This window comes from Serratia sp. SA088 (assembly GCF_049065515.1).
GTDB classification, from domain to species: Bacteria; Pseudomonadota; Gammaproteobacteria; order Enterobacterales; family Enterobacteriaceae; genus Serratia; species Serratia nematodiphila.
On sequence record NZ_JBAKGW010000003.1, the window covers coordinates 169,855 to 195,183 of the forward strand.

The following is a 25,329-nucleotide window of genomic DNA, read 5'->3' on the forward strand; positions in this document are numbered from 1 at the left end:
CGGTGCGATGAAGGCGGAAGCTGTGCGTTTCATCGGGCGTCTACCCTGTGGTTTTCACGTTGGCATCATGGTGCCGGGCGCAGATGACAATCGCGTTACGCGTCGGTGGCGAACAGATGAACTATTTAGGACAGCCCAGGCGTGCACGGGCGGCGACGGCGCGCTATGCTGGCGCCTTTGTTGACTGACTCTGGCCGCTACCATGCCGCAATCTCTGAATGCCCCTGAACACGCCCCACGCGCCTGGCCGCTGTGGAAACCGATCCTGTTTCTGCTGGTGGTGGCCGTCGGCCTCTACTACGTCAAATGGCAGCCTTACTACGGCAAGGCGTTCGTGGCGGCGGACAGCCACTCGATCGGCAAATCGATCCTGGCCGACGGCGCTGCGAGCCCCTGGCTGGCGGCCTGGCAGTACGCGCTGGTCTACTTCACCGCGGTATGGAAGGCGGCGCTGCTCGGGGTGCTGTTAGGCTCGCTGGTACAGGTGCTGATCCCGCGCGACTGGCTGGCGCGCACGCTCGGCCACCGGCGTTTTTCTGGCACCGTGCTGGGGGCGCTGATCGCGCTGCCGGGCATGATGTGCACCTGCTGCGCCGCACCGGTTGCCGCCGGCATGCGCCGCCAGTCGGTGTCCAGCGGCGCCGCGCTGGCCTTTTGGCTCGCCAATCCGGTATTGAACCCGGCGACGCTGGTGTTCATGGGGTTTGTGCTCGGTTGGCCGTTCGCCGCCATCCGCCTGGTGGCGGGCGTGGTGATGGTGCTGGGCATCGCCTGGCTGGTGCAGCGCGTGACCGCCAACGATCCGCAGCCCGCCGCGCCGCAGCCGCCGCTGATGATGGCGCAGAGCGATGAGCAGCCGTTCCTCGCCCGCTGGGGCAAAGCGCTGTGGGCGCTGTTTTGGTCGACCATCCCGATCTACGTGCTGGCGGTGCTGGCGCTGGGGGCGGCGCGGGTCTGGCTGTTCCCGCACGCCGACGGCGCCGTCGACAATAGCCTGCTGTGGATCATCGGCCTGGCGATCGTCGGCTGCCTGTTCGTTATCCCCACCGCGGCGGAGATCCCGATCGTACAGACCATGATGCTGGCGGGCATGGGCGCAGGCCCGGCGCTGGCGCTGCTGATGACCCTGCCGGCGGTCAGCCTGCCTTCGCTGCTGATGCTCAACAAAACCTTCTCCGCCCAGGCGCTGTGCCTGACGGCAGCGCTGGTGGCGCTGTGCGGCGTACTGACCGGCGTGGTGGGGATGGGGTTGGTGTAACGGATTCGTGACTTGATGCTGTCTCAAAGGAGGAAATGAGAATGGAACAGCGGAATAAACCCGAAATGGACGTAGAGGCGATATTCCTAGAGCAAGCGTTGCGTGAAAGGGTGGATGCCGCCCTTGAACGCTTAAGAAACGGCACCGCGGTTTATCTCAGCCATTCGGAGGCAGAAAAACGAATGGCTATATTCAAAGCGAAAATTCGGGGGCGCTATCGAGGATGATGTTGAGTTATACTCGTTAAGAATGTTATCTTTGGTTTTTTTTACTAACTTTATCTCGGTAAAAATATGGAATTCGCTGAAAATAATAAGTTCACTTATATTATTGGTAACAATGGTTCAGGAAAAAGTCGAGCATTAGAAGAGAATGCGGAGCGGCTCTCAGAAAGTCGAGATGTAGTAGTGATTGCTTCTGGTGTATCGGATAAATTCAAATTTAGATCTCAAATTAAGAAAACGGCCAATGGGTCATATCGTTACTTGGGGAATAGAACCGTCGGAAACGGTACTCACAATGGCACCTTAGCAGCAAATGCTGTGATACTTTATCTTGCAATACTAGACACAGATTTGTGTCCGGCATTAATGAATTTTCTTGAAGAAATAGGGTTTGAAGGAAAGTTTGGTATTAGTTATAGAAAAACAAAGTTTTCTAAGACTCAACCGTTTAACACACAAGAGTTAACAAGTGATTTTGCAACAGTAAATAAAGAGATACTTGTTGCTAAAGAGCGTCCTTTTGAGGCTGTTTTTTACAAAAATGGTACTCCATACCCCTTTTCTGACTTGAGTTCTGGTGAGCAATACATAATTAACACCGCTTTAAAAATAGTTACATCAATTAATCAGGGTGTATGCTACTTTATTGATGAGCCTGAAGTTAGCTTGCACGTTGAATGGCAAGTTAAGTGGCCTGAAATTTTTCATCCATTACTATCTTTAAAAGATGACGTTAACTGTTATATTGCTACTCACTCGCCGGTAATAATTTCAAGCGCATTGCAAGCTGGAGCTGATTGTTATAATTTGTCCGCTGGGGAACTGATTAGAATAATGGATGATGAGTTCAATGTTGAGCGTATTTTATATAAAAATTTCAATACAATCCCTCCTGATAATAAATATATATTCGAAGAGTTTGCTACTATTGTTACAAAAACCATTGAAATCCTAACCAGTGAGAATATTAACAGGGCAAGATATAATAGAGCCGAGACATCAACTCTTGCATCCGTTGAGAATTTTAAAAAAAAGCTTAAGCTTGCATCTCATACAGAAAAGGACAGCGAAGATATTAAGCGAACAATCGAGGACTTTGAGATGGCTATCAGGGATTTGATTGCGATGTCTAAACCGGCTAACCTTCAGGGAGAGGAGATAGAGACTGAATGAAACTTCTGAGGGAGGTTCGCAAATCTTATTCGCAAAAAAGAAAAATCAAAGAAGCAACGAATAAGGCAATTTATTATTATGATGAATCGCGCAATGGGACAATTAAATTATGGGCGAAGTTATATAATGATGGTCCTGTTGGAAGACGAGTCTATGATGCAATTACTAGCTATGTACATGGACTTTCAAATCGTTGTGGATATTGTCAAGACAGAATATTTCATAATAGCAATTCTAATGTTGATCATATTTTACCAAGCTCAATATACCCGCAATTCACATTTGTAGAAGAAAATCTAGTTCGAGTATGTATGACATGTAATATGATTAAAGCAGCAAACGATTTTTATTCGTTGCCCCTACCTGCTGGGAACGGATATCGACAACACACAAGAACATGGGCATGTTATCATCCACGTCATCACATTTTTTCTCAACATGTTGAGCGACTGGTGGTTCAGACTAATCACCTGCATTTTCGTGCTTATATAGGTAAAACTACACAAGGAAGGAAAATTTGCAGTATGCTGTTACAGCAAGTCAGCGAGTTTGAGGTGAAAGCGACAGTAAATCCAGTCGTCGCTCAGGCCGCACAAAAACTTAGCCAATTCATACAGTCAAAAGGTAGTGTGCCATCAGATTCCATCAATGATTTACTACAAGCGTTGGTGAAAAATACTTAACTTTAAATAAGTATAATTGAATGGAAATAATTTAAGTTATAACTTTTTAATCAGGTGGCATAAATACTGATTATACTCCTAGTCCATACAGTCGTCATCACTAGCATAGTATGATGACTGCTTGTAAAAATGAATGAAGTTTATGATTTCTTTAACCGTTTATTATTCTTCTTAAAAATTTATTGCTTAAATTTATTATAGTCATCAGACAAAGAATTAAACAGGGGTTTTCGTTTGTAAAGTAACGTGGTTCTTACTTTTTCTATGTCTGTCTTATCAATGTCAACTTTACAATTATAAAGTTTTTGTCGCATTCATTTTAAATAATCAACTTAGGCTATCAACCCGAACGATGTTGATATAAAACCTAAAAGTATCGACTTTGCAATTGTTGTTTTTTGAAATGATAAAATTAATTTAATTGATTTTTACGTTATTTGGTTAGATTTTACCATTTTATCCCTTATTTCTAATCCATTCAGTTATCAAGAATCAATAGTTAGGTGACATAAAGTTTTGAGTGCTTTCTGATTATAGGGCGCCATAATAATGGCGACTTTACCCTTTTCGAATTTATGTTTGTGATTCATTTTTGAAATGATAAATGTATTATACCACCAAAAAATATTTACTGCTCTATTGAGTATGTCCACCCAAGTTGTCATCAAATGTTACCGGTAATATTATACTTGAAGAATAATCAACTATTAGCAAAAGTGAATAGATACGGCACTAACTGAAATTTTTCAAACAATTAGGTTGGGATGAGTAACTGCCTCTGGCTCAGATCCACCCATCAGATTGTCTCCATGTCGTAGCTGTGTCTGAGCAACTTTGGATTAACACATGCTGAGACGCGTGTTATCAACTCAACGCAACCTATGCACCACCTGGTTGCTGCTGCCGCGCCAAATCAGCGCCGGGTCTTTCAAATCCTGCACGAACTTGCCGTCGATCAGCACGTTGATCCTGTCCACCACCTGCATTTGCTGTGCGTCCAGCTCCGCCAGCCGGTAGCCGGTCCACAGCCAGATATCCTTGCCGGGGCACTCGGCGCGCACCCGTTTCACCAGCGTTAAGATGCTCGGGACGTTGGCCGGGTGCAGCGGATCGCCGCCGGAGAGCGACAGCCCCTGGCGCGGCACGCGCGTATCGTTCAGATCGGTGATGATGCGCTCTTCCAGCGCCGGGGTAAACGGCTGGCCGGAGTTGAGCCGCCAGGTGCTTTTGTTGTAGCAACCGGGGCACTGGTGCACGCAGCCGGCGACAAACAGCGTGCAGCGGGTGCCGGGGCCGTTGACCACGTCGATCGGGTAATACTGGTGATAATTCATGTGAGGCCTGCCCATCAGGCTATTTTACTGGCCATTTTGCCTCCGGGCAGTGCTGCCAATCCTCACGTACTGCGTATACGCTCCGGTTGGTGCGCGCTGGCCGAAGGCAAACTGGCTGCGACAATCACGCCTGATGAACAGGCTTCTGCATAGGCTGTACGGCGCTTTTCAGCCGAGCTGCCCGTTGCCGAGGTGTTTGACCCGGCGTTTCACCTCTTCCTGCTTGCCGGCGTTGAACGGCCGGGCGTCCGGGCTGCCGAGATAGCCGCACACCCGGCGGGTGACCGAGACCTTGGCCGAGTCGTGGTTGCCGCATTTCGGGCAGGTGAAGCCTTTGCTGGTGCAGGAGAATTCACCGGTGAAGCCGCATTCGTAGCACTCGTCGATCGGCGTGTTGGTGCCGTAGTAAGGCACCCGGCTGTAGCTGTAGTCCCACACGTCTTCCAGCGCCTTCAGGTTGTGCTGCAGGTTCGGGTATTCGCCGTAGCAGATGAAGCCGCCGCTGGCCAACGGCGGGTAGGGCGCTTCGAAGTCCAGCTTGTCGTACGGATTGACCTTCTTCTCCACGTCGAGGTGGAAGCTGTTGGTGTAATAGCCCTTGTCGGTGACGCCCGGCACCACGCCGAAATCGGCGGTGTCCAGCCGGCAGAAGCGATCGCACAGGTTTTCGCTCGGCGTGCTGTAGAGGCTGAAGCCGTAGCCGGTCTCGTCTTTCCAGGCGTCGACGGCGGCGCGCAGCCGCGCGACGATCGCCACCGCTTTGGCGCGCAGCGCTTCGTCGTCATACACGTGGTTTTTGCCGCCGAACAGCGCGTTGATGGTCTCGTGCAGGCCGATGTAGCCCAGCGAAATCGAGGCGCGGCCGTGCTTGAAGATATCGGCGATGTTGTCATCGGCCTTGAGCCGCACGCCGCAGGCGCCTTCCATGTACAAGATTGGCGCCACCCGCGCCTTGATGCCTTCCAGCCGGGCGATGCGCGTCATCAGCGCCTTTTTCGCCAGCTGCAGGCGCTGATCCAGCAGCGCCCAGAAGCGCGACTCATCGCCCATCGCCTCCAGCGCGATGCGCGGCAGGTTGAGGCTGATGACGCCGATGTTGTTGCGGCCGTCGTGCACCAGCTCGCCGTCCTGCTCGTAGGTGCCGAGGAAGCTGCGGCAGCCCATCGGCGTTTTGAACGAGCCGGTGACCTTCACCACCTGATCGTAGTTGAGGATGTCCGGGTACATGCGCTTGCTGGCGCACTCCAGCGCCAGCTGCTTGATGTCGTAGTTCGGGTCGCCGTACTGGTGGTTGAGGCCGTCGCGGATGGCGAACACCAGTTTGGGGAACACGGCGGTCTTGCGGTTTTTACCCAGCCCGGCGATGCGGTTTTTCAGGATCGAGCGCTGGATCAGGCGCGATTCCCAGCTGGTGCCGAGGCCGAAGCCGAAGGTGACGAACGGCGTCTGGCCGTTGGCGGTGTGCAGGGTGTTGACCTCGTACTCCAGCGACTGGAAGGCGTCGTAACACTCTTTCTCGGTGCGCGCCATGGCATAGCCTTTGGCGTCCGGGATCTGCCATTCTTCCGCCACCTGCAGGTGTTTGCGGAAGCTCTCGTCGACGAACGGCGCCAGAATTTCATCGATGCGGTTGATGGTGGTGCCGCCATAGATATGGCTGGCGACCTGGGCGATGATCTGTGCGGTCACGGCGGTGGCGGTGGAGATCGACTTCGGCGGCTCGATCTCGGCGTTGCCCATCTTGAAACCGTTGGTCAGCATGCCTTTCAGATCGATCAGCATGCAGTTGAACATCGGGAAGAACGGCGAGTAGTCGAGATCGTGATAGTGAATTTCGCCGCGTTCATGGGCCAGCACCACGTCGCGCGGCAGGATGTGCTGCTTGGCGTAGTGTTTGGCGACGATGCCCGCCAGCAGGTCGCGCTGGGTGGGGATCACCTTGCTGTCCTTATTGGCGTTTTCGTTCAGCAGCGCGCGGTTGCTCTGCTCGACCAGGCCGCGAATCTCCTGGTTCAGGCGGCCGCGCAGCTCGCGCGCCACGTCGCGATCGTGGCGGTATTCGATATAGGCGCGCGCCAGCTGTTTGTACTCGCCGGCCATCAGCTGGTTTTCCACCGCCTGCTGGATCTCGTGGATATCGACGCGCGGCTGTTGCTCCATGCGCTGAGCGACCACGCGGGCGACGGTGGCGCAGTAGTCGGCGTCGACCACGCCCACCGCCAGCGCGGCGCGCTCGATGGCCTGCGCAATGCGCGCTTCGTCAAAAGGTACCTGGCAACCGTCCCGCTTAATCACTACTGGTTTCACGTTGTACTCCTTGTTCCCCGAGGGAGCGTTCATACCCGCCTGGCGTGGCGAGCAACCGTCAAATTTCGCTTATCCACAGGGCAAAGCCGCAGCGCGCAAGGGCTGTGGCGACGTGTGGATGATTTTGTGGATAACTACTATATATAGGCGTTCGTAATTCCTAATGCACTATATATAGATATTGGCGCGATTCTTTTGATGTAGAACAAGGAAAACGGAAGAGCGTGCGCAAGCTGAACAGACGTCAATCGCCCGCCGGCCGATCGCGAAAATGTTCCAGCAGAAAGTCGACCCAGACGCGCACCCGCGGCGGCAGATCCGCCGAGGCGTAATAGAGCCACAGCTGCACCGGGCGCGGCCAGCATTGCGCCAGCACCGGCCGCAGCGTACCTTGCTCGAAGTGCTTTTCAACGTACCAGCGCGCCAGGTTGACGATGCCGAGCCCGGCCAGCGCCGCATCCAGCAACATTTCCGGCCGGCTCACCACCAGCCGGCCGTTCAGATCCAGCGCCAGCGTTTCGCCCTGATGGCGCAGCTGCCATTTGACGTGGCGGCCGTTGCCCGGGTTGCGGTGCAGCAGGCAGTCGTGGCGCAGCAGATCGTGCGGCGTTTGCGGTTCACCGCACCGTGCCAGATAGTCCGGCGAGGCCGCCAGCACCATGTGCATCGGGTAGAGCGGGCGGGCCACCAGCCGGCTGTCGGGATCGACCCGGCTGCCGATGCCGACGTCGAAGCCTTCGCCCACCAGGTTCACCACCCGGGCGTCCAGCGACAGATCGAGATCGATCTGCGGATAGCGCGCCAGAAATTGCGGGATCAACGGCATCAGCATCTGGCGGCCGAAGCCGGGGATCATGCTGACGCGCACCACGCCGGCCGGCGCCTGCCGTTCGCCGCCGGCGCTTTCCAGCGTGGCCGCCAACGCCTGCCACAGCGGCGCCACCTGCGCCAGCAGCGCTTTGCCCTCGTCGGTCAGCAGCACGTTGTGGGTGTTGCGCTGAAACAGCCGCAGCGCTAGCTTCTCTTCCAGCGCGCGGATGTTTTTGCTGACCGCCGCCGGCGTCACGCCCAGCTGGCGAGCGGCGGCGGAGAAATTTTGCGCCTGCGCGGCGGCGAGGAAGGCCGGCAGCAGGCGGTGCACGTCAAAGGGCAGCGACATAGTGGTTGATACTTTTGGTTGAAATTGAAGTGACCTTTAACAGCCTACACCCGAAGCGGCGGAAATGGAAAAATGCCCTCATCTTCTTATGACCGAGGAATCGTTATGTCGCGCATTTTAGTGTTAACCGCCCACCGCACTCCCGACGAGTCGCGCATCAACAAAGCGCTGATCGCGGCGCTGCGTCCGTTGCCCAACGTGACCGTTCACGAACTGATCCGCGCTTATCCGGATTACCGCATCGACGTGGCGCGCGAGCAGGAACTGCTGCAGAGCCATGATGCGGTGGTGATGCTGTTCCCGTTTTTCTGGTACAGCTCGCCGGCGATCCTCAGCGAATGGCAGGATGCGGTATTAACCTACGGTTTCGCCTACGGCAGCGAAGGCACCCAACTGCACGGCAAGCCGCTGCAGCTGGTGGTGAGCACTGGCGGCAACGCGCAGGCCTATACGGCGGAAGGGTACAACCGTTATCCGGTGCAGGATCTGCTGCTGCCGTTCCACGCCATGGCCAACCTGACCGGCATGGATTATCTGCCGCCGCATCTGGTGCAGGGCGTGAGCGACATGAGCGATGAGCAGTTGGCGCAAGAGGCCGCCGGCGTGGCGGCGCTGATGGGGAAATGGTAGGGCGCAGCGCTCGCCGCGCCCTGCGGGGTCAGTCTTCGAGCAGCCACCACACCGCTTCGAACGGCCGCAGCGTCAGCGCCTGCGGCTGGTCCGCCGAGTCGCTGTAGTTGCTCATCAGCGGGCGCCATTGCGCGGAAGCTTCCACGCCTTCCGCCGCCCAGGCCAGCGGTTCGCGGCTCAGGTTGGCCGCCACCAGCAGGCGCTGGCCGTTCCAGCTGCGCTGATAGCACCACAGCGCCGGGTGTTCCGGCGCCAGATCCTGATAGTCGCCGTGGGTCAGCAGCGGATACTGCTTGCGCAGGGTGATCAGCTGGCGATAGGCGTAAAACACCGAGTCGAGATCGGCCAGCGCCGCGTCGGCGTTGATCTGCGGGTAGTTCTCGGCGCAGCCGATCCACGGCGTGCCGGTGGTGAAACCGGCGTGCGGTGCGGCGCTCCACTGCATCGGCGTGCGGCCGTTGTCGCGCGATTTGTCGGCCAGGATCGCCAGCAGCTCGGCGTCGCTGCGGCCCTGGGCGCGCAGTTCGGCGTACATGTTCAGGCTTTCCACGTCGCGATACTGCTCGATGGCGCAGAAGCCGGGGTTGGTCATGCCGAGTTCTTCGCCCTGATAGATATAAGGCGTGCCCTGCATGCCGTGCAGCACCATCGCCAGCATTTTGGCGGCCGGCACCCGCAGTGCGCCTTCATCGCCGAAGCGCGACACGATGCGCGGCTGATCGTGGTTGCACCAGAACAGCGCGTTCCAGGCGCGGTTATGCATCCCTTGCTGCCAGTGGCGGAAGATCTGCTTCAGTTCCACGTAATCCGGCGCCGCCCGCGTCCATTTTTCACCGCCGGCGTAGTCCACCTTCAGGTGATGGAAGTTGAAGGTCATCGACAGCTCTTCGCCGCTCTGCGCCGCGTAGCGCTGGCAATGCTCAAGCGTGGTGGAGGACATCTCGCCCACCGTCATCAGGCCGCGCGGCTGAAACACGTCGCGGCTCATCTCCTGCAGGAACTCGTGGATGCGCGGGCCGTCGGTGTAGAAGCGGCGGCCGTCGCCCTGGTTGTCGGACGGGAAGTCCTGCTGTTTGGACACCAGGTTGATCACGTCGAGGCGCAGCCCGTCGACGCCTTTGTCCGCCCAGAACTGACACACTTTCTTCAGCTCTTCGCGCACCGGCGGGTGCTCCCAGTTGAGATCCGCCTGCTCGGCGGCGAACAGGTGCAGGTAGTACTGGCCGCTGTCGGCGTGCCACTGCCAGGCGTTGCCGCCGAACTTGGAACGCCAGTTGTTCGGCGGCGTATCGCCTTCGCCGTCGCGCCAGACGTAGAACTGACGATACGGGCTGTGGCGATCCTGCGCGGCCTTGAACCACGGGTGCTCGGTCGAGGTGTGGTTGAACACCATGTCCATCACGATGCGGATGCCGCGCTGGTGGGCGGCGGCGACCAACTGCTCGAAGTCCGCCATCGTGCCGTAAGCCGGATCGATGGCGCAGTAGTCCGCCACGTCATAGCCGTTGTCCACCTGCGGCGATACGTAGACCGGCGTCAGCCAGATCGCGTCGACGCCCAGTTCCTGCAGATAGTCCAGCCGCCGGGTCACCCCGGCCAAATCGCCGTAGCCGTTGCCGGTGCTGTCCTGAAAACTCTTCGGATAAATTTGGTAGATGACGCCGTTCTGCCACCAGGGGGTTGGGTTGCTCATAACTGGATACCTTTGAATCGTGACAACGGGCCCGTACCCTTCATCTTTCAAACTGCAGCGTTGTTGGCTGCTGGCGCTGCACCCCAGTCACTTACTTGAGTAAGCTCCTGGGGATTTGCACCCTTGCCGCCTAGCTGCAGCTCGAAAGCTATAGGGTATTTCCAGCCCCTACATTCATGTTGCGTATTTTGCGTCAATCAAACCGGCAGCTCGCCGCGGGCGGCCTTGCGTTTGTAGACCATGATGGTCAGCACCAGCGGGATGACGATCGCCACCAGAATCGCCAGCGAGTAAATCAGCCAGAACTGCGGTTTGATAGACAGGATGCCCGGCAGGCCACCGACGCCGATGCCGTTGGCCATCACGCCGTCCAGCCCGCAGATAAGGCCGGCGATCGCGGAGCCGATCATCGCGCACAGCATTGGGAAGCGGTATTTGAGGTTGATGCCGTACATCGCCGGTTCGGTTACGCCGAGGTAGGCGGAGATCGCCGCCGGCACCGAGATTTCACGCTCGTTGGCCTTGCGGCTGATGATGATGATGCCGAGCACCGCCGAGGCCTGCGCGATGTTGGACAGCGCAATCAGCGGCCACACCGGGGTGCCGCCCATGCTTTGGATCATCTGCATGTCGATAGCCAGCGTGGTCTGGTGCACGCCGGTGATCACCAGCGGCGCATACAGGAAGCCGAACAGCGCGGCGCCCACCGGCGCGAAGCTGCCGGTCATCACCGCTTTCACCGCCCAGGCGACGCCGTCGCCGATCATGCGGCCGAACGGCCCGATCAGCGCGTGGGCCAGGAACACCGCCAGCAGCAGCGAGACCACCGGCACCACCACCAGATAGAGATAGTCGGGGACGATCTTTTTCAGCCGGGTTTCGATCCAGCCCAGCGCCATCCCCGCCAGGATTGACGGGATCACCTGCGCCTGATAGCCGACTTTCTGGATCACGAACCAGCCGAAGTTCCACACTTCCGGCGTTTGCTGGCCGAGCAGGTAGGAGTTCATCAGCTGCGGCGACACCAGGGTGACGCCCAGCACGATGCCGAGCACCGGCGTGCCGCCCATCTTTTTCACCGTCGACCAACAGATGGCCACCGGCAGGAACATGAAGATCGCTTCACCGAGCAGCCACAGGAAGTCGTAAACGGTTTTCCACGCCGGGTGCATCTGCGCCAGCGTTTGGCCGCCGGACATCGGGATGTCGCCGATCACGTTGCGGAAGCCGAGGATCAGACCGCCGCTGATCAGCGCCGGCAGCAGCGGGAAGAAGATCTCGGCGAAGTGGGAGATGGTGCGCTCGGTCCAGGTCATGTTCTGGCGGGCGGCCACCTTGGCCTGCTCCTTGTCGGCCTCGTTGACGCCGGTGCTGGCGATCAGCGCCTGATAGTAGTCGCCGACGTCGGTGCCGATCACCACCTGGAACTGCCCGGCGTTGGTGAAGCAGCCTTTGACCATCGGCAGCTCTTCGATTTCCTTTGGGCTGGCCTTGCTGGGGTCATTGAGGACGAAACGCAGCCGGGTAATGCAATGGCTGACGGTGGCGATGTTCTCGCGGCCGCCGACCAAAACAATCAGGCGATCAATATCCTGCTGTTTTACTTTGCTCATTATGGGATACCTGCAGAGGTGTTGACTGAGTAATGATCAAAGCTTAGCCACTCGGCTTTTTGAATGAAATGGGAACGTTCCCGGTTTGGGGCGAGGATCACAAAATGACAAAAAATGGTCAACTTCTAAGCAGATCGTCAGGAAAGTTTGCTGGGCACCACCAGGCGGCGGATCCCCTGTTCGCCGCTGAGCTGCGCCAGCAGCTGCTGCGCCGCCAGCAGGCCGGCGCTGCCGTAGCCGAACTCCACCGACAGAGTGTCGGGGAACAGGAAGCTGAGCAGCGGGGTGTTGCCGATGGCGCACACCTGAATGGCGCGCGCCGGCTGCTGCTGCAGGTACTTGATCGCGCCGAGGGCGATGCTGTCGGAGGCGCAGATCAGCGCGCTGGTGTGCGCATCGATCACTTCGGCGGCGTGCTGGAAACCGCTCTGGTAACTCAGCTCGCCCAGCGTGGCGCGCGGCGTGAGCGTGAGGCGTTCACAGGCGTCGAGATAGGCCTGGTAGCGGCGCTGGCCGGTGGTGGCGTCGCTGAGCTGCACCCCCAGATATCCGATATGCCGATGCCCCTGCCGGTACAGACGATCCATCAACAGGTTCACCGCGCCGGCGTCGTCGTAGCAGACGGACGAGAAGCCGTCGTATTCGCGCACCATCACCACCATTTTTTCCTGCCACGGTTTGAGCATCGCTGCGGTCAGGCCGGTGAAGCCGAACAGGATCACGCCGTCGACGTTGCGCTGGCGCAGTACGTGCAGATGCTCCTGCACCAGGCGGGTTTCGAACTGGCTCTCCATCACGATCGGGTCGAAGCCCTGTTGGTACAGCAGCGGCAGCATGGTGCGCACCGCCTGGTTCTCCGACGGCGAATCGAGACGGGAAACGATGATGCCCACCACCTTGTCGCTTTGGCCGCGCATGGCGCGCGCCGACTTGGAGGGGGTAAACCCTTGCTGACGGATCACCGCTTCCACCCGTTCGCGGGTCTGCGGGCTCACGCTGCCTTCATTGTTCAACACGCGTGAGACGGTGGATTTGCCTACGCCGCTCAGGCGCGCGATGTCCTTGATGGTCAGCCGGTTTTGCATGGTTTACTTTTCGTTGAGGTGGACAGGCGTAACATAATGGCCTGTAAAACAATGCCCGTCAGCATAGCTCATTTTCCGACGCGGATCTTGATGCAAAACGGGATTGTTGCACTGCGCTGAACGGCCGCTCCTGCCGCTCTGTTTTTCCCTTTACCGGAGGTTATACCCTATATGGACCCCGACCCGACTGCTTTAGACACTCACTCGGTTCTCCGGTAAAACCTCTCCGCCTGGCGCTGCTGTTTTACCGGTGAAGTACATCACGGTAACCGGTAGCGCGCGCTTCGTCGTTCGCTCCTGCTGCTGAAAAAAAGAATAAGGATCTGCATGGGCAGAGGCTTTTTGGCGTGCGCGCCATCCGCCTGGCCGATGACGATCCCCGTTTACCCGCTGCCGTGAGGCACCGGGCGACGAGGTGCGAACCATGAAACTGAAAAAACTCCCCCGTCAGCTGCTGGGCCTGTTCGCCCGCGGCCTTCCGCGCCGTTTGGTGCGCCGCGACAGCCTGCTGGACAGCGTCAGCGGCGCTGCGCGCGATATGCCGGCCGGCCTGGCGCAGCAGCGGCTGGAATGCGCCGCCGCAGAGACGATGCAGCTGTTTGAGCGTTTCCACAGCCACCCGGAAGGTATCACCGCCCATGAGGCGGAACAGGTGCGCCAACGCTGCGGCGAGAACGTCATCGACGATCAGCAGAAAGAGGCCTGGTGGCAACACCTCTGGCACTGCTACCGCAACCCGTTCAACCTGCTGCTGACCGCGCTCGGCATGATCTCTTACGCCACCGAGGATCTCACCGGCGCCTTGGTGATCGCGCTGATGGTGCTGATCTCCACGCTGCTGAACTTCATCCAGGAGGCGCGCTCCAACCGGGCGGCCGATGCGCTGAAAGCGATGGTGAGCAACACCGCTACGGTCATCCGCAGCGATGCGCTCACCGGCAGGAGCGAGCATGTGGAGCTGCCGATCGCGCAGCTGGTGCCGGGCGATATCATCAAGCTGGCGGCCGGCGACATGATCCCGGCGGATCTGCGCGTGCTGTCGGCCAAGGATCTGTTCATCAGCCAGGCGGCGCTGACCGGCGAATCGCTGCCGGTGGAGAAATCTGCGGCGTCGCAGTCGCCGGCGGCCGATCCGCTCGATTGCCAGAATCTGTGCTTCATGGGCACCAACGTGGTCAGCGGCACCGCGCTGGCGATGGTGATCGGCACCGGCGGCAGCACCTATTTCGGCCAGCTGGCGCAGCGCGTCACCAGCCAGGATGAACAGCCGAACGCCTTCCAGAGCGGTATCAGCAAGGTCAGCTGGCTGCTGATCCGCTTTATGCTGGTAATGACGCCGATCGTGCTGCTGATCAACGGCTACACCAAGGGCGACTGGTGGGAAGCGGCGCTGTTCGCGCTGTCGGTGGCGGTCGGGCTGACGCCGGAGATGCTGCCGATGATCGTCACCTCGACGCTGGCCAAAGGGGCGGTGAAGCTGTCGCGCCAGAAGGTGATCGTCAAACGGCTGGACGCCATCCAGAACTTCGGCGCGATGGATATTCTGTGCACCGACAAGACCGGCACCCTGACCCAGGACAAGATCGTGCTGGAGCGCCACACCGATGCGTTCGGCGCCGGCAGCGAGCGGGTATTGCGCTACGCCTGGCTGAACAGCTTCTACCAGACCGGGCTGAAAAACCTGCTCGACGTGGCGGTGCTGAGCTGCGCGGAGCAAAATCAGCAGCCGCAGGCGCTGCAAAACTACCGCAAGGTGGATGAGATCCCGTTCGACTTCGTGCGCCGCCGCATGTCGGTGGTGGTGGCCAAAGACAACGACTATCACGAGCTGGTGTGCAAGGGCGCGCTGGAAGAGATGCTGGCGATTTGCAGCCACGTGCGCCACGAAGACGAGGTGATCCCGCTCAGCGAGGCGTTGCTGGCGCGCATTCGCCGCATCACCGACGATCTCAACCAGCAGGGGCTGCGGGTGGTGGCGGTGGCCAACAAGATCCTGCCGGCGCAAACCCATGAATACGGCGTGGCGGACGAGTCGGATCTGATCCTCGAAGGCTACGTCGCTTTCCTCGATCCGCCGAAGGAAAGCACCGCACCGGCGCTGGCGGCGCTGAAACAGAACGGCGTCACGGTGAAGATCCTCACCGGCGACAACGAGCTGGTGGCGGCCAAAGTGTGCCGTGACGTCGGGCTGGAGGCCGATCATCTGCTGCGCGGCAGCGAGATCGAGCAGATGGACGACGAGCAGCTGGCACAGGTGGCGGCGCGCACCACGGTGTTCGCCAAGCTGACGCCGCTGCACAAGGAGCGCATCGTCAAACTGCTGCGCCGTCAGGGGCACGTGGTGGGCTTTATGGGCGACGGCATCAACGATGCACCGGCGCTGCGCGCGGCCGACATCGGCATCTCCGTCGATTCGGCGGTGGATATCGCCAAGGAAGCGGCGGACATCATCCTGCTGGAAAAAAGCCTGATGGTGCTGGAGCAGGGGGTGATCGAAGGGCGCCGCACCTTCGCCAACATGCTGAAATACATCAAGATGACCGCCAGCTCCAACTTCGGCAACGTGTTCAGCGTGCTGATCGCCAGCGCCTTCCTGCCGTTCCTGCCGATGTTGCCGCTGCACCTGTTGATTCAGAACCTGATGTACGACATCTCGCAGATCGCCATCCCGTTCGATAACGTCGACGACGATCAGATCACCCAGCCACAGCGCTGGAACTCCGCCGATTTGGGGCGGTTTATGGTGTTCTTTGGGCCGATCAGTTCGATCTTCGACGTGCTGACCTTCAGCCTGATGTGGTGGGTGTTCAAGGCCAATACGCCGGAAATGCAGACGCTGTTCCAGTCCGGCTGGTTCGTGGAAGGGCTGCTGTCGCAAACGCTGATCGTGCACATGATCCGCACGCGCAAAATTCCGTTTATCCAGAGCCGCCCGTCCTGGCCGCTGTGCATCATGACGCTGGCGGTGATCGCCACCGGCATCGGCCTGGTGTTCTCGCCGCTGGCCGGCTTCCTGCAGCTGCAGGCGCTGCCGCTCGGTTACTTCCCGTGGCTAGTGCTGATCCTCGCCGGTTACATGGTGCTGACCCAGTGCGTGAAAGGCTGGTTCGTGCGCCGCTACGGCTGGCAATAACCCGTTCGCCCCCTCCGGCCGGGAGGGGGCAACTGTGATCCCGTCCGCTTTTTCACCGCAACGGTTGGACATCTGCTCTGTGCTGAGTCTTTATCTACAGCGTTGGCTGTTTTCCCCTGCGCCTTTCAAGCCACCGCGTTGTTGGCTGTACGCCCGCCCCCCAGTTACTTAGCAGACCTAAGCGCCTGAGGATGCGGGCGCTTGCCGCCTAGCGGTGGTTTGAAATTCATTGGGGATATTTTGTTTTTTTCCTCTGAGGAATTTCCGATGCACAGACCTTTCCGTTATACGCTACTGGCTTCATCGTTATGGTTTTCTTGCGGCGCGCTGGCGCAGCCGGCGGGTGATTTGCCGCTGATGCCCTGGCCGCAGCAGGTGGAAGTGACGCAACCGGCGGGCAAACTGATTTTGGATCACCGGCTGTCGTTAAGCCTCCAGGGCGATGATTTGGGCGACGCGCTGCCGCGCTGGCGCCAGCGCATCGAACTGCAGACCGGCTGGACGCTGGCGCCGAGGGAAGAAGCGAACGGCGCGGCGATCAAGGTGGTGATCAAGGATCGGGTGGCGGCGCAGCCGCTGCCGGGCAGCGACGAAAGCTACCGGCTGGCGGTCACGCCGCAGGGCGCCACGCTGACCGCCAACACCCGCTTCGGCGCGCTGCGCGGCATGGAGACCCTGCTGCAGCTGCTGCAGACCGACGGGCAAAATACCTTCCTGCCGCTAGTGGATATTCGCGACGTGCCGCGCTTCCCGTGGCGTGGCGTCTTGTTGGATTCGGCGCGCCATTTCCTGCCGCTGCCGGACATTCTGCGCCAGCTTGACGGCATGGCGGCGGCCAAGCTCAACGTATTCCACTGGCACCTGACCGACGATCAGGGCTGGCGCTTCGCCTCCGAGCATTACCCCAAATTGCAGCAGCAGGCCAGCGACGGCCTGTTTTACACCCGTGAGCAAATGCGGCAGGTGGTGGCTTACGCCACGGCGCGCGGCATTCGCGTGGTGCCGGAGATCGACATGCCGGGGCACGCCTCCAGCATCGCGGTGGCCTATCCCGAGCTGATGAGCGCGCCGGGGCCGTATCGCATGGAGCGCGAGTGGGGCGTGCATAAGCCGACGCTAGACCCGACCCGCGACGAGGTTTATCAGTTTGTCGACACGATCGTCGGTGAATTGGCAGAGATCTTCCCCGATCCCTATCTGCACATCGGCGGCGACGAAGTGGACGCCAGCCAGTGGCGGGCGTCGCCGTCGATACAGGCGTTTATGCAGCAGAACGGGCTGGCGGATACCCATGCGCTGCAGGCCTACTTCAACCAGAAGCTGGAAAAAGTCCTCGAGAAGCACCAGCGGCAGATGGTCGGCTGGGATGAGATCTACCACCCGTCGCTGCCGCGCTCGATCGTCATTCAATCCTGGCAGGGGCAAGACTCGCTGGGCGCCAGCGCGCAGGATGGCTATCAGGGCATTCTCTCCACCGGTTTCTATCTCGATCAGCCGCAAAGCACCGCCTATCACTACCGCAATGAAATTCTGCCGCAGCCGCTGGGGGTCGAGACGGCGGTGCAGCCCGGCGAGCAGGCGCAAAGCTGGCGTTTCAGCATGCCGCGCCTGAAGGGAAGCGCGGTGGAAGGCAGCTTCACGCTGATCGAGGGCAAGCAGGGCTGGCGCGGCTTTATCGATTTCAACGGCAAGTCACGCCGCGCGGTGCACGACATCGTCTGGCGCACGCCGCAGCAGGTGACGTTCCGCGTCGATACCTGGATGGGCGACACACGGCCGGTGTTTACGCTGCAACAGGACAAGCTCAGCGGCTATACGCTGGTCGGCAACGTGCGTTACCCCACCAGCGGCGACAAGCTGGCGGCGGCGCCGGCGGGCAAGATGCCGGTGGTGCCGGACGAGAAGGGGCAGGCCAACATTCTCGGCGGCGAAGCGGCGCTGTGGGCGGAAAACGTGCGCGCGCCGCTGCTCGATCTCAAGCTGTGGCCGCGCGCCTTCGCGGTGGCGGAGCGGCTGTGGTCGGCGCAGGACGTCACCGATGAAAGCAACATGTACCGGCGGCTGGCGGCGATCGACGCCTGGTCGGTGGTGTCGGTCGGCCTGCAGCAGCACGTGGAAACGGCGCGCGAATTCACCCGGCTGAGCAACAGCGTGCAGATCCTGCCGCTGCAGATCCTGGCCGAGGCGGTGGAGCCGGCGCAGTATTACACCCGCCAGCACCTGAAGTTCCAGGCCGGCAACTATCATCAGTTCGAACCGCTGAATCGCTTTGCCGATGCGCTGCCGCCGGAGAGTGGCGCGGTGCGCGAGATGCATGCGCAGGTCGCGGCTTTGCTGAAGGATAAGCGCGATAAGGCGGCGGCGCAGGCGCTGCGCGAACGGCTGCAGCGCTGGCAGGCGAACGGCGCTGCGCTGCAGACGGCGATCGCGGGCAACCGCGCGTTGCGGGAGCTGGCGCCGGTGGCGCAGGATGTCGATGCTTTGGCCTTGCTGGGCTTAACGCTGCTGGAGCGCCATCAGCAGGGCAAACCGCTGAGCCGGGCCGAAGCAGAACAAGTGCAGCGCCAGCTGGATGCGGCGGCGCAGACGCGCGACGAAGTGGTGATTGCGGCGGTGTACCCGCTGGAGGCGCTGCTGCGGGGGCTCCAGCCGCAATGAAGCGGACGGGCTCGTGTGAGCCCGGATCCCTACAGCTGCAGCGGCGGCAACTGGGTAAAAATGCTGACCAGCCCTTCGCCCCAGCCCTTGCGGATGGCGCTGAAGTACGGATGATCTTCGGTAATGCGGTATTGCCGGGCATGGCTGAAGCTGTCGCGCGGGTAGATCATCACGTCGAGCGGCAGCCCGACGGACAGGTTGCTGCGTAAGGTTGAATCCAGTGAAATCAGCGCGCATTGCATCGCTTGTTCCAGCGGCGTGTCGTAGTGCAGTACCCGGTCGATGATCGGTTTGCCGTATTTGCTTTCGCCTATCTGAAAATAGGGCGTGTCGCGGGTGGCTTCGATAAAATTGCCTTGCGGGTAGATATGGAACAGCCGCATCTCTTCCCCGCTAATTTGGCCGCCGAGCAGCAGGTTGCAGCTGAAATCGGTGGTGCTGCCGCTTTGCTGCGCCTCGCTGTCGCGCTGGATCACCTCGCGCACCGTTTCCCCCACCAGCGTGGCGGCGTCGTAGAGGCTGGGAGCGTTGAGCAGGTTGGGGCGTTCGGCGTCCTTGCTGCGGTGCAACAGCAAACTGATGATGCTCTGGGTGGTCGCCAGGTTGCCGGCGCTTTGCAGCACCAGCATGCGATCGCCGTCCTGTTGGAACACGTGCAGTTTGCGGAAGGTGGAAATATGGTCCACTCCGGCGTTGGTGCGCGAATCGGACGCAAAGACCAGCCCGGACGACAAACGCATGGCCACACAGTAGGTCATACTACAATCCCTCAAAACAAGACCGGCACGCCGCCAACGCGCAGCGTGCCCGAAACATTTGCCATCGGCAAGCGGCTACTGGCCGGTTGGCATCATTTGTACGGCGGCGATGGCGCTCATGTCTTCGCAGCCGCCGCCCAACCGCATGCCGCGCACCGGGCAGGCGTCCAGATAATCGATGCCGACCGCCAGCTTAAGGTGCTGATTTGGCATGCGCGTATTGTTGGTCACGTCGAAGCTGTGCCAGCGTTCCTCCACCCACACTTCCGCCCAGGCATGGGTGGCGACATGGGTCGAGTCTTCGCTGTACAGGTAGCCGCTGACGTAGCGCGCCGGGATGTTCAGGCTGCGGCAGCAGCTCAGGAAGACATGCGTATGATCCTGACACACGCCGCTGCCGGCGGCGAAAGCCTCGGCGGCGCTGTCGGTCACGCGTGTGGAGCCTGGGCTGTAAGGCATTTTCAGCAGCAGTTCGCCCATCAGATGTTCCAGGCCGCTCAGCACCGCCTGCGGTTGATGATAACGCAGGGCGAAGGCCTGAATGGCGTCATCGGGCTGGGTCAGCGGGCTATGGCGCAGAAATACCAGCGGCGACAGGTGCCCGAGCGCCCGATCTTCGACGCCGTCTTCAATCTCCACTTCCCCGAGCACCCGAATGGTGATGGCCTGATGCGGTTCATCAAGCGTCAGCACGTGCAGTACGTTGCCGAAGGCGTCGGTGGTGCGCACCGCGTCATCCGGCAACGACAGTTGCCAGGAGAGGATGCGCTGATGGGGCGAGTCCTGCGGCGTCAGCCGCAGATATTGGGTGCTGCGCTGCACCGGCTGGGCGTAGCGATAATGGGTGTTGTGCTCAATATTCAGTTTCATTGCGCCTCCAGATAAGTGTGATGGATGCTTTCGGCGATGCCGTTCACCTGGCCGAGAAAGGCGCTCAACCACTCGCCCAGGCCGATCTTGTTCAGATCCTTCATGCTGCTGAAGCGCAGCTCGGCATGCAGGGTGTGCGCCAGACGTCGCGGTTGGTTGGCGCCGCCGCCGATCAGTTCCAATTGCTGCACCATGTCGCCGACGCAGGCCAGCAGTGAACGCGGAATTTCATTGCGCAGAATCATCAGTTCGGCGATGGTCTCGCGGCTCAACGGCTGCTTGTAGATGCTGTGGTAGGCTTCGCGCGCGCTCACCGCCCGCAGCAGCGTGTCCATACGGTAATATTCGCGCACCGGGTCGCCGTCGATGTCCATCAGCGTGTTCTTCACCTCCAGCAGACGGGCGGTGCCGTCGGCCCGCTCCAGCAGGGTGCCGAGACGGATAAAGCGCATGGCGTCGCTGCGCAGCAGCGTGCCGAACATGGCGCCGCGAAACAGATGGGCGCGCTCCTTCACCCAGTCGAAGAAGGCATCGGCGCCCACCGAGCCGATGCCCTGGCGGCGGATCAGTTTCATCTCTATCCAGGTGGCGTTGATGCACTCCCAGACTTCGGACGACAGGCTGCCGCGCACCGCGTGGGCGTTGTTCCAGCCCATTTGCAGGCAGCTGAAGATGCTGCTGTGGTTGCGGTTGTCGAGCGCGAAGAAACTGACCAGATTCGGCATCGTCAATTCCGGGTAGGCGGCGGCATACAGCTGGCCGGTGCCGGTCAGATTGAGCGGCACCTGCAGATCCTGATCGCCGCCGTCGCGGATCGGCATCATCGACAGCTTGTTGGTGACGTCCAGCACCCGGGCGATGCTTTCCGCCCGCTCCAGATAGCGGGCCATCCAATAGAGTTCACTGGCGGTGCGGCTCAGCATAGGTCGTCCTCCAATACCCAGGTGTCCTTGGTGCCGCCGCCCTGCGACGAGTTCACCACCAGCGAACCTTCCGCCAACGCCACCCGGGTCAGGCCGCCGGGCACCAGGCGGATCTCCGCGCCGCTGAGGGCGAACGGCCGCAGATCGATATGCCGCGGCGCCAGACCATCGTTGACGAAGGTCGGGCAGGTGGACAGCGCCAGCGTGTTTTGCGCAATGTAATTCTGCGGGCGAGCCAGCAGCAGCGCACGGAAGCGGGCGAGCTCGTCCTTGCTCGCCGTGGGGCCGATCAACATGCCGTAGCCGCCGGCGCCGTGCACCTCTTTCACGACCATCTGTTCGAGGTTGGCCAGCACATACGACAGTTCGCTTTTATGCCGGCACTGCCAGGTCGGCACGTTGTTGAGGATCGGTTCCTCTTGCAGGTAGAAGCGCACCATATCCGGCACGTAGGGGTAGATCGATTTGTCGTCGGCCACGCCGGTGCCGATGGCGTTGGCCAGCACCACATTGCCGGCGCGATACACCGACAGCAGCCCCGGTACGCCGAGCATCGAGTCCGGCCGAAACGCCAGCGGATCGAGGAAGGCGTCGTCCACCCGACGATAGATCACGTCCACTTTGCACGGCCCGGCGGTGGTGCGCATGAACACCGCGCCGTCCTTGACGAACAGATCGGCGCTTTCGACCAGCTCCACCCCCATCTGCTGCGCCAGGAAACTGTGCTCAAAATAGGCGCTGTTGAAGCGGCCCGGCGTCAGCACCACCACGGTGGGATCGTTGATGGGCGAGCTTTCGCGCAGCGTTTGCAGCAGGTGCGACGGGTAGCGCTCCACCGGCGCGATGCGTTGCCGGGCGAACAGTTCCGGATACAGACGCATCATCATTTTGCGGTTTTCCAGCATGTAAGAGACGCCGGACGGGGTGCGCAAGTTATCTTCCAGCACATAGTATTGGCCGTCGCTGTTGCGGACCATGTCCACGCCGACGATATGCGCATAGATATCGCGATGCAGATCAACGCCTTGCATACAGGGTTGATACTGATCGTTGGCCAGCACCTGCTCCGCCGGAATGAGGCCGGCCTTCAGAATATGCTGCTGGTGGTAAATGTCATGCAGGAAGGCATTGAGCGCCTGTACGCGCTGGCGAATGCCGCGATCGAGCATCGCCCATTCGGCGGCCGGAATAATGCGCGGCACGCTGTCGAACGGGATCAACCGCTCGGCGCCGTCATCGTCGCCGTAGACGTTGAAGGTGATGCCCACCCGGTGAAACAGCAGCGCAGCCTCTTCCCGCTTGCGTTGCACGGCCTGGTGATCGGCCTGCTGCAGCCATTGCCAGTAGGCGTCGTAGTGGCCACGGTGTTTTCCCTCAGCCAGAAGCATCTCATCAAAAAACGGTGAAGCGGAAAGATTGATATTCAGCATCGTCACCTCGTCGACATTGCAGGCTGTCAATCAATCGAGCATAAAACGTGCCAAGGCGATAACGGGCGAAAATGGCGCAGAGCGAGGCTGCCGCGGCGAAAAACGCCCGTTTGCGGTGCAGATCTGGCGTGACGACGCCTTAATATAGGGCGAAATGGCGGCGGCGGTGAGCGCTGAAGGCGCAGGGACGGCAGGCTGTCGGGGCAGAGCAGAAATAAAAACGGCCAGCCGAAGCTGACCGTCATTCGCGTGCGCGTCGATTAACGACGCACGGCGATGGCTTCGATTTCGATCTTCACGTCTTTCGGCAGACGCGCCACTTCAACGCAGGAACGGGCCGGGAACGGCGCGCTGTGCTCGGTGAAGAAGGCTTCGTACGCGGCGTTGACGGTGGCGAAGTCGTTCAGGTCTTTCACGAACACGGTGGTTTTCACGATGTCGGCAACGATCAGGCCGGCGGCTTCGACGATCGCCTTGACGTTTTCCAGCGACTGGCGCGCCTGAGCGGCCACGTCGTCGGCGACGGCGCCGGTTTTCGGATCGACCGGGATCTGGCCGGAAGTGATGATCATGCTGCCCAGATCAACGCCCTGCACGTAAGGACCAATGGCTGCCGGGGCGAGTTCAGTGCTGATGTTACGTGACATGTTTTCTCCTGATAAACGAGGATTGTTCTATCCAGAAATCCCATTATAGGGCGTCACCGGGAGAATAACAGCGCCATCTCCCGGCGCCCATACCGGGCTTAGTCGGCCTGCAGCACCACCTGGTGCTCGAACTCTTTTTCGCAGTAGCGGCACTTCAGGTGCACTTCGCCGCCGCGCGATTTGACGCTGAAGCTCGACGCCACCGGCTCGCTGCGGCTGATGCAGTTGCCATTCGGGCAGGTCAGCACGCCGTCGATGTGGTCCGGCAGGCTAAGGGTGAGTTTGCGCACCACTTCATAGTTGTCGATGCGGTTCACCGTGGCCTTCGGCGCGTACATCGCCAGCTGGTTGGCCTGCTGCTCGGTCAGGAAGGTGTTCTCGATCTTGATCAGATCCTTGCGGCCCAGCTCGTTGGAAGGCAGGTTCAGGCCGATGGTGATGCGCTGGTCGGTGGCGGTCAGCTTGAACAGCGTCAGCAGTTTGAAACCGATCTGCGCCGGAATGTGGTCGATCACCGTGCCGCATTTGATCGCTTCGACCTGCAGTTTGTTGTCGTGAGTCATGGCGGTTCCCCCTTAAAGAGCCAAATCTGCGTTGAGCACCAGCGCCAGCAACGCCTGGCGGGCGAAGATGCCGTTGCCCGCCTGCTGGAAGTAGTAAGCGTGCGGCGTTTTATCCACGTCGGTGGCGATCTCGTCGATGCGCGGCAGCGGGTGCAGCACCTTGAGGTTGGCGCGCGCGCCGGCCAGATCCGCGGCGCGCAGCACGAACTGCGCCTTCACGTTGGCGTACTCGGACGGATCGAGGCGCTCTTTCTGCACCCGGGTCATGTAGAGAATATCCAGCTCCGGCACCACTTCTTCAATGCTGCCGTGCAGGCTGTACTCGATGCCTTTCTCGTCCAGCATTTTCAGGATGTAGGCCGGCATCGCCAGCGCGTCCGGGGCGATGAAGTAGAAGCGGTTGCCTTCGAACTTGGCCAGCGCCTGGGTGAGCGAGTGCACGGTGCGGCCGTACTTCAGGTCGCCGACCATGGCGATGCTGAGGTTGCTCAGGCGGCCCTGGGTTTCCTGGATGGTGAACAGATCCAGCAGGGTTTGGGTCGGGTGCTGGTTGGCGCCGTCGCCGGCATTGAGCACCGGCACGTTGCCGGAGAACTCCGAGGCCATGCGCGCCGCGCCTTCCTGCGGGTGGCGCATCACGATGGCGTCCACGTAGGTGCTGATCACCGAGATGGTGTCGGCCAGGGTTTCGCCTTTCTTGCCGAGCGAGGTGTTGCTGCCGTCGGCGAAACCGACCACCGAGGCGCCGAGGCGGTGCATCGAGGTTTCGAACGACAGGCGGGTACGGGTCGAGGCTTCAAAGAAGCAGCTGGCGATCACCTTGTGTTTCAACAGTTCCGGCTGCGGGTTGGCTTTCAGACCGGCGGCGGTGCGCAGCACCAGCTCCAGATCCTCGCGGCTGAGATCGTTAATAGAGATGATGTGTTTGTGATACAGCGGGTTGGCCATTTTTCACTCCTCCTCGACGCGTGCCCGTGGCGCGGGACTTTGGGATATTCTCAAGGCAAAAAAAAGCCCCTCAATGAGGGGCTTGAAACGATCGGTTTAGCAACAGGAGAAACAACGGCAGCTGGCCGCCGATAGGCAGTCGGTTTTGTCGATTGCGGCTAACAAAACAAACGTCGTTTTTCATGCTTTCTCCTGGCAAATTGTGGCGCATTATACTCGCGCTTTTCGCCACTGCAAGCG

General features: G+C 59.8%; 20 protein-coding genes. 7 read left to right on the forward strand and 13 right to left on the reverse strand.

Annotation, left to right across the window (positions count from 1 at the left end):
• The first annotated feature begins 202 nt into the window (after window positions 1-202).
• The 4 genes from ACOWVD_RS09590 to ACOWVD_RS09605 all read left to right on the forward strand — a co-directional run bounded on the left by ACOWVD_RS09590 (window position 203) and on the right by ACOWVD_RS09605 (window position 3,338).
• Window positions 203-1,258 carry a permease gene (locus tag ACOWVD_RS09590; RefSeq protein WP_421105598.1) on the forward strand — a complete coding sequence of 352 codons (1,056 nt, stop codon included), beginning with the start codon at window positions 203-205 and terminating at the stop codon, window positions 1,256-1,258.
• 41 nt (window positions 1,259-1,299) lie between these two features.
• Window positions 1,300-1,485: a hypothetical protein gene (locus ACOWVD_RS09595; RefSeq protein ID WP_016929295.1), complete on the forward strand. Its 186-nt coding sequence runs from the start codon at window positions 1,300-1,302 to the stop codon at window positions 1,483-1,485.
• A gap of 66 nt (window positions 1,486-1,551) precedes the next feature.
• Complete coding sequence (locus tag ACOWVD_RS09600) at window positions 1,552-2,655, forward strand: AAA family ATPase (RefSeq protein ID WP_080033352.1); 1,104 nt, start codon at window positions 1,552-1,554, stop codon at window positions 2,653-2,655.
• The gene (locus ACOWVD_RS09605; protein ID WP_152514002.1) at window positions 2,652-3,338 is read left to right on the forward strand and encodes an HNH endonuclease; all 687 of its coding nucleotides are present in this window, start codon (window positions 2,652-2,654) and stop codon (window positions 3,336-3,338) included. The genes ACOWVD_RS09600 and ACOWVD_RS09605 overlap by 4 nt, the downstream gene beginning before the upstream one ends.
• A gap of 869 nt (window positions 3,339-4,207) precedes the next feature.
• On the opposite strand, the gene nrdG is transcribed toward ACOWVD_RS09605, so the two are convergent.
• The 3 genes from nrdG to ACOWVD_RS09620 form a co-directional block, all read right to left on the reverse strand.
• On the reverse strand, window positions 4,208-4,672 hold the full coding sequence (gene nrdG / locus ACOWVD_RS09610; protein ID WP_016929292.1) for an anaerobic ribonucleoside-triphosphate reductase-activating protein: 465 nt from the start codon (window positions 4,670-4,672) through the stop codon (window positions 4,208-4,210).
• 168 nt (window positions 4,673-4,840) lie between these two features.
• Window positions 4,841-6,979, reverse strand: a complete 2,139-nt coding sequence (gene nrdD, locus ACOWVD_RS09615; RefSeq protein WP_060419611.1) for an anaerobic ribonucleoside-triphosphate reductase — start codon at window positions 6,977-6,979, stop codon at window positions 4,841-4,843.
• A gap of 244 nt (window positions 6,980-7,223) precedes the next feature.
• Entirely contained in the window at window positions 7,224-8,138 is a 915-nt protein-coding gene (locus ACOWVD_RS09620) for a LysR family transcriptional regulator (RefSeq protein ID WP_049243073.1), read from the reverse strand.
• Between the two features lie 105 nt (window positions 8,139-8,243).
• On the opposite strand from ACOWVD_RS09620, the gene ACOWVD_RS09625 reads away from it, so the two are divergent.
• Window positions 8,244-8,768: an NAD(P)H-dependent oxidoreductase gene (locus ACOWVD_RS09625; protein ID WP_049243076.1), complete on the forward strand. Its 525-nt coding sequence runs from the start codon at window positions 8,244-8,246 to the stop codon at window positions 8,766-8,768.
• A gap of 28 nt (window positions 8,769-8,796) precedes the next feature.
• Here ACOWVD_RS09625 and treC read toward each other — a convergent pair whose 3' ends face one another.
• The 3 genes from treC to treR form a co-directional block, all read right to left on the reverse strand.
• Window positions 8,797-10,461, reverse strand: coding sequence for an alpha,alpha-phosphotrehalase (treC, locus tag ACOWVD_RS09630; RefSeq protein WP_151254744.1), 1,665 nt, complete (start codon window positions 10,459-10,461; stop codon window positions 8,797-8,799).
• Between the two features lie 197 nt (window positions 10,462-10,658).
• On the reverse strand, window positions 10,659-12,074 hold the full coding sequence (treB, locus tag ACOWVD_RS09635; RefSeq protein ID WP_019453304.1) for a PTS trehalose transporter subunit IIBC: 1,416 nt from the start codon (window positions 12,072-12,074) through the stop codon (window positions 10,659-10,661).
• A gap of 137 nt (window positions 12,075-12,211) precedes the next feature.
• Complete coding sequence (gene treR, locus ACOWVD_RS09640; RefSeq protein WP_015376450.1) at window positions 12,212-13,159, reverse strand: trehalose operon repressor TreR; 948 nt, start codon at window positions 13,157-13,159, stop codon at window positions 12,212-12,214.
• A 424-nt stretch (window positions 13,160-13,583) separates the two neighbouring features.
• Between treR and mgtA the strand changes: the two genes are divergently transcribed.
• Together mgtA and ACOWVD_RS09650 are read left to right on the forward strand one after the other, a co-directional pair.
• Window positions 13,584-16,292: a magnesium-translocating P-type ATPase gene (mgtA, locus tag ACOWVD_RS09645; RefSeq protein ID WP_421105599.1), complete on the forward strand. Its 2,709-nt coding sequence runs from the start codon at window positions 13,584-13,586 to the stop codon at window positions 16,290-16,292.
• A 267-nt stretch (window positions 16,293-16,559) separates the two neighbouring features.
• Complete coding sequence (locus ACOWVD_RS09650; RefSeq protein WP_351005908.1) at window positions 16,560-18,950, forward strand: beta-N-acetylhexosaminidase; 2,391 nt, start codon at window positions 16,560-16,562, stop codon at window positions 18,948-18,950.
• A gap of 29 nt (window positions 18,951-18,979) precedes the next feature.
• Here ACOWVD_RS09650 and ACOWVD_RS09655 read toward each other — a convergent pair whose 3' ends face one another.
• The 7 genes from ACOWVD_RS09655 to pyrB all read right to left on the reverse strand — a co-directional run bounded on the left by ACOWVD_RS09655 (window position 18,980) and on the right by pyrB (window position 25,089).
• Entirely contained in the window at window positions 18,980-19,708 is a 729-nt protein-coding gene (locus ACOWVD_RS09655) for a proteasome-type protease (protein ID WP_164095776.1), read from the reverse strand.
• 75 nt (window positions 19,709-19,783) lie between these two features.
• Complete coding sequence (locus ACOWVD_RS09660) at window positions 19,784-20,578, reverse strand: transglutaminase family protein (RefSeq protein WP_004933384.1); 795 nt, start codon at window positions 20,576-20,578, stop codon at window positions 19,784-19,786.
• The gene (locus ACOWVD_RS09665; RefSeq protein ID WP_004933382.1) at window positions 20,575-21,501 is read right to left on the reverse strand and encodes an alpha-E domain-containing protein; all 927 of its coding nucleotides are present in this window, start codon (window positions 21,499-21,501) and stop codon (window positions 20,575-20,577) included. Before ACOWVD_RS09665 ends, ACOWVD_RS09660 begins: the two co-directional genes overlap by 4 nt.
• Window positions 21,495-22,931 carry a circularly permuted type 2 ATP-grasp protein gene (locus ACOWVD_RS09670; protein WP_049187800.1) on the reverse strand — a complete coding sequence of 479 codons (1,437 nt, stop codon included), beginning with the start codon at window positions 22,929-22,931 and terminating at the stop codon, window positions 21,495-21,497. The genes ACOWVD_RS09665 and ACOWVD_RS09670 overlap by 7 nt, the downstream gene beginning before the upstream one ends.
• Before the next feature lie 260 nt (window positions 22,932-23,191).
• Window positions 23,192-23,578: a 2-iminobutanoate/2-iminopropanoate deaminase gene (gene ridA, locus ACOWVD_RS09675; protein ID WP_004933379.1), complete on the reverse strand. Its 387-nt coding sequence runs from the start codon at window positions 23,576-23,578 to the stop codon at window positions 23,192-23,194.
• A 98-nt stretch (window positions 23,579-23,676) separates the two neighbouring features.
• On the reverse strand, window positions 23,677-24,141 hold the full coding sequence (pyrI, locus tag ACOWVD_RS09680) for an aspartate carbamoyltransferase regulatory subunit (RefSeq protein ID WP_004933377.1): 465 nt from the start codon (window positions 24,139-24,141) through the stop codon (window positions 23,677-23,679).
• Window positions 24,142-24,153: 12 nt separating this feature from the next.
• Entirely contained in the window at window positions 24,154-25,089 is a 936-nt protein-coding gene (pyrB, locus tag ACOWVD_RS09685) for an aspartate carbamoyltransferase (protein WP_019453297.1), read from the reverse strand.
• Window positions 25,090-25,329 lie beyond the last annotated feature (240 nt).